Genomic DNA, 4,767 nt, shown 5'->3' on the forward strand with positions numbered 1-4,767 from the left:
GGGTGGCTCGTCCTGCACCCCGTCGCCTGACGACGGCTCGTGCTTCCCTCCCGACACTGCGACGGCTGTCGGACCGCCTCGTGTCCCCCGGAGGTGGGAACTACTGTCGAACCGTCAGCCCGCCGCTGCCCGGAGAGACGTCCTCATGCTCCTGACCGACCTCGCGCAGGCCTGCCGCGCCTCGGGGCTGCCGGTCACGGAGGTGGCGGGCTGGGCGAGCCGTGGTCGCGGGCAGATGTCGGGCGTGCGGACCGTCGTCTGCCACCACACCGCGGGCCCCGCCACCGGGGAGTTCCCGTCGCTGAACGTCATCCGTGACGGGCGCCCCGGCCTGGCCGGGCCGCTGTCGCAGCTGGGGCTCGGCCGTAGCGGACGGGTGTACGTCATCGCCGCGGGCCTGTGCTCCCACACCGGCGTCACCTTCCACCCCGACCAGGGCAACCGCTTCGCGATCGGGATCGAGGCCGAGGCCACCGGCACCGCGGCCTGGCCACGTGTCCAGCTGGACGCCTACGCCGGCCTGTGTGCGGCTCTGACGCTGCACTACGGGCTCGGCGTGGGCCGGGTGCTCGGGCACAAGGAGATCGCCGCCCCCGCCGGCCGCAAGATCGACCCCAACTTCGACATGGACGAGTTCCGCCGCAGCGTGGCGCGACTCCGGGAGGACGACATGTTCACCGATGCCGACCGGCAGCTGCTCACCCGCCTCGCCCTGCGGGTCGACGTCGGGTTCGCGCGTGACCAGATCCTCACCGCGCTCGGCGTCGACCCCCACGGCGCACCGGCGTCGCTCACCGCCCAGCAGCGCGCGGCCATCGCACCCGCGCGCCGCGTCGACGTCGGCCTGGCCCGGGACCAGATCCTCGCCGAGATCGCGGCCCTGTCGGCGCGCATCGCCGAGCTCGAGGCACTCCTCACCACCGGGACGCCCGAGCCGGACGCCTCCGGCTCGTAGCGGCACTCACGGGTTCGCCGGCTCCCCCCGCACACCGTCGCGCTGGACGCGCTTGCGCAGCTCGCCGTCGGCGTTCTCGGTGAATCCGTGGTCCCGCAGCCACGACGCGGTCCGGACACGGGCCGGATGCCCGTCGGGAACGACGTTGTACACGTAGTTGAGGTCCCGGGCAGCGGCCTCGTGCTCGAGGCGGTCGAGGATGAACGTCCCGACCCCGCTGCCGTGGCTCCCCGGCGCGACGACGAGAAGGATCTCGGCGTCTCCCCACGACTCGTCGAGCCGGCCGTACCCGACGACGCCGGTGCCGTCCTCGACCCGCCACCACTCGTCGCCGAGCGGCGCGTCGGCCTCGGCGTGGATCCCGAAGAGCGCGGGGTCCAGGTCGCCGAACACCGCGGCCTTGGCGGCGTTCCAGCGGGCCGGCGTCTCGCGGATCCACGTCCGTTCGAGCAGCCGCGCGCGGCCGGCCGCGGTGAGCACCCGGTCGGCACCGTGCGTCGCCAGCAACGGCGGGTCCAGCTTGTACAGCGTGGCCACCTCGGTCGGGCTCAGGCCCAGCTCGCGGGCGGTCTGGTGGGCCTCCAGCTTGTGCAGACGGCCGTCCGGGGTGTCGGCGAAGCGGCCGAGGAACCGGTTCACCGCCGCGACGGGCCCGGACCGCGCGGCCTGCGCGGGTTCGGCCTGCGCCAGCTCGGCGAGCAGCGCGTCCATCTGCGTCTGGAACGACCGCACCGCCTGCCGGATCTGCTCGACCCGGCTCACGCGCTGCGGCCCGGCGCCGCCCGCGCCCTGCCAGGTGCGCTTCGGGTGGCGGCGCAGGTACTCCTGCTCCAGTTCCAGCATCCGCTCGGTGTGGTGGCGGAACTGGTCGGCGCTGCCGTGCAGGAACACCCAGTTCCGCGTCGCGTGCGCCCGCGCGCCCTGCCGTTCCAGCTCGTCGTCGGAGAGCATGCTCGCGGGCAGGCCCTGGTGGTGGTCCGTGGACTGCAGGTCCATGGCCGATCTCCCTCGCGTGCGGTGTGGTGGTCGCGTGTCGCCCGTCACCTTCCTCGTACGTGCTGACGAGCCCGATGTCCACCGCAGCCGCGCCGAGGGGTCGTCGACGGCGCTCAGGGGACGAGGGTCCTGACCTGTTCGGGCCGCGGCCCGCCCGGCTCGAACAGCACGACGGCGTCGTCGAAACCGGCCTCCGCGTAGCGGTGCAGCCGCTCCCCGACCGGGCCGAGGTCCCCCTCCCCCGCCACCCGGACGGCGCACACGATCGCCCGCCCGCCACCGGCCGCGCGGTACCGCTCGTGCGCGGCGATGATCTGGTCGGCGGTGCGGCGGTGGTCCGAGGCCAGCCAGCCGTCGAACTCCCGGGCGGCCCGCTCGACCTTGGCGCCCCACGAGCCGAGCAGGATCGGCACGTCCACCCCGGTGGGGGCGAGATCGGCGCGCTCGTCGCACCCCCGGGCGAGCAGGACCCGCAGCCGCGCGAGGTTCTCGTCGAAGGTCCGGAAGCGCGCGGCATGGTCCCGGTCGAACGTGGTGGAGTCGGCCCGGGTCGACCCGGGGCTGACACCGAGGCTCAGGCGGTCGCCGCAGGCGGACGCGAGCGACAGGATCCGGTGGGCGAGATCGGCCGGATGGTGCAGCGGGACCTGCACGGTGGCCGTTCCCAGCTCCACGCCGTCGGTGACCGTGGCCGCCGCCGCCAACGTCACGAACGGGGCCGGGACCAGGTGCCCGCGCCCGATCACCTCCGGTGTCCACAGGCTCTCGAAGCCCTCGCCCACCAGCCGCCGCGCCCACTCGGCGATCGGGTACGGCGCCGCCGCCGACAGGTGGACGAGCGTCGCACCCAACCGCATGCCCGCCTCCCCGACCGCGGCCGAGCCGTCAGCTCGACGGTGCCAGCCGGTCCGCGGCGAACCGCGCGTACCAGCGCAGCGCGTCCGGGTCGTCGACCGAGGCGAGGTTCGCGGCCTTCTCCAGCGGCCTGCCCGCCAGCAGCTTCTTGACCGGCACCTCCAGGCGCTTGCCACTCAGCGTGTGCGGCACGGCTGGGGCGGCGAGGATCTCGTCGGGGACGTGGCGGGCCGTGAGCCGGGTGCGCAGCGTGCTGACGATCTTCCGCTTGAGCTCGTCGTCCAGCTCGTGCCCCTCGGCGGGGACGACGAACAGCCCCAGCCAGTACCCGTCGTCGGGCAGCTCCAGACCGATCACGAGGGTCTCGGTGATCTCCGGCATCGTCTCCAGCACGTCGTAGAAATCGCTGCTGCCCAGCCGGACGCCCTGCCGGTTGAGCGTGGAGTCCGACCGGCCGTGGATGGAGACCGAGCCGTCGGAGTGCATCGTCACCCAGTCCCCGTGGCGCCACACCCCGGGCCAGGTCTCGAAGTAGGACTCCGTGTAGCGCGCCGCATCCGGGTCGTTCCACAGGTACACCGGCATCGACGGCATCGGCTGGGTGACGACGAGGTCGCCCACGGAGTCCACCACCGGCCTGCCGTCCTCGTCCCAGGCGGCGCAGTCGACCCCGGCGAGCTTGCCGCCGATGCGGCCCACCTGCACCGGGGCGTACTCGTTCGCCCCGACGAAGGCCCCGGAGATGTCGGTGCCGCCGCTGGTGGAGTCGATCCGCAGGTCCGGGCTGACGTGCTCCATCACCCAGTGGTAGCCGGCGGGCGGCAGCGCCGAGCCGCTGACCATGACGTGGCGCAGCCCGCTCAGGTCCCACGCCTGGCGGGGCGAGACACCGCTGTTGGCCGACGCCATGATCACCGCCGCACCGAGCCCCATGACGTCCGACCCGGTGCGGGCGGCCACCTCCCACACCGCGCCCGCCGGGTACCCGGGGCTGCCCTCGTACAGCACCATCGACGCGCCCTGGGTGAGCACGAACATCTGCATGTTCCACAGCGCCCAGCCGGTGGAGGTGAACATGAAGTACCGCTCGCCCTGACGCACCCCGGCGTAGAGCCCGGACCACTTCAGGCCCTCCAGCGTGATCCCGCCCTGGGAGTGCACCAGGCCCTTGGGCAGCCCGGTGGTGCCGGAGGTGAACAGCACCCACAGCGGGTGGGAGAACTCGACCTGCTCGAACTCCGCCGGCACGTCGCGCGCCACGAGCTCGTCCCACGGCGTCGCGCCCTCGGGGCTCGGCCGGTCGAACACGTACGGGACGTGGACGACATGGCGCACCGTCGGGAGGTTCGCGGCGAGCTGCGCCACGACGTCCGCGCGGTCGATCTCCTTGCCGTTCCAGTGGTAGCCGTCCACCGCGATGAGCACGACGGGTTCGAGCTGGGCGAGGCGGCCGATGGTGCCGTCGGCGCCGAAGTCCGGGGAGCAGCACGCCCACACGGCGCCGACCGCCGCCGCGGCGAGCGACGCGATCACCGCGTGTTCGGTGTTCGGCAGGTAGGCGCCCACCCGGTCGCCGGGACGCACACCGGCGCGGCGCAACCACCCGGCCACCGCCGCCACCGACCGGCGCAGCTCACTGCGGGTGATCTCCCGCGCGGGCGACCCGCCCTCCTGGACGCACACCAGCGCGACCTCGTCGTCGGCTCCGCGCCGCAGGGCCTGCTCGGCCCAGTTCAGCCGGGCACCGGGGAACCAGCGGGTGTGCGGCATCGGGTCCGTGGTGCGGACCTGCGTCCACGGGGCGGAGAACCCGACCTCGTAGTAGTCGACCAGCGAGACCCAGAACCGGTCGATGTCCTCGATCGACCACGCGTGGAAAGCGTCGTGGTCCGGGAACGGACGGCCCTCCCGCTTCTCCAGCCAGTTCAGGTATTCGCGCAGCGCGGAGCCCTCGATGCGGG

General features: G+C 73.6%; 4 protein-coding genes. 1 reads left to right on the forward strand and 3 read right to left on the reverse strand.

The window, feature by feature from the left end:
- Positions 1–145 precede the first annotated feature (145 nt).
- On the forward strand, positions 146–955 hold the full coding sequence (locus AB7J25_RS30160) for an N-acetylmuramoyl-L-alanine amidase (protein ID WP_428514710.1): 810 nt from the start codon (positions 146–148) through the stop codon (positions 953–955).
- A gap of 6 nt (positions 956–961) precedes the next feature.
- Here the strand turns inward: AB7J25_RS30160 and AB7J25_RS30165 are convergent, their stop codons facing one another.
- The 3 genes from AB7J25_RS30165 to AB7J25_RS30175 all read right to left on the reverse strand — a co-directional run.
- On the reverse strand, positions 962–1,951 hold the full coding sequence (locus AB7J25_RS30165) for a DUF6158 family protein (protein ID WP_428514712.1): 990 nt from the start codon (positions 1,949–1,951) through the stop codon (positions 962–964).
- Positions 1,952–2,064: 113 nt separating this feature from the next.
- A complete protein-coding gene (locus AB7J25_RS30170) occupies positions 2,065–2,808 on the reverse strand; it encodes an LLM class flavin-dependent oxidoreductase (protein ID WP_428514714.1) in 744 nt (247 codons plus the stop codon).
- 28 nt (positions 2,809–2,836) lie between these two features.
- On the reverse strand, positions 2,837–4,767 hold a 1,931-nt coding region (locus AB7J25_RS30175; RefSeq protein WP_428514716.1), incomplete at its 5' end, for an acetoacetate--CoA ligase.

Origin of the sequence: Pseudonocardia sp., assembly GCF_050246655.1 — a bacterium.
Taxonomy (GTDB): Bacteria; Actinomycetota; Actinomycetes; order Mycobacteriales; family Pseudonocardiaceae; genus Pseudonocardia.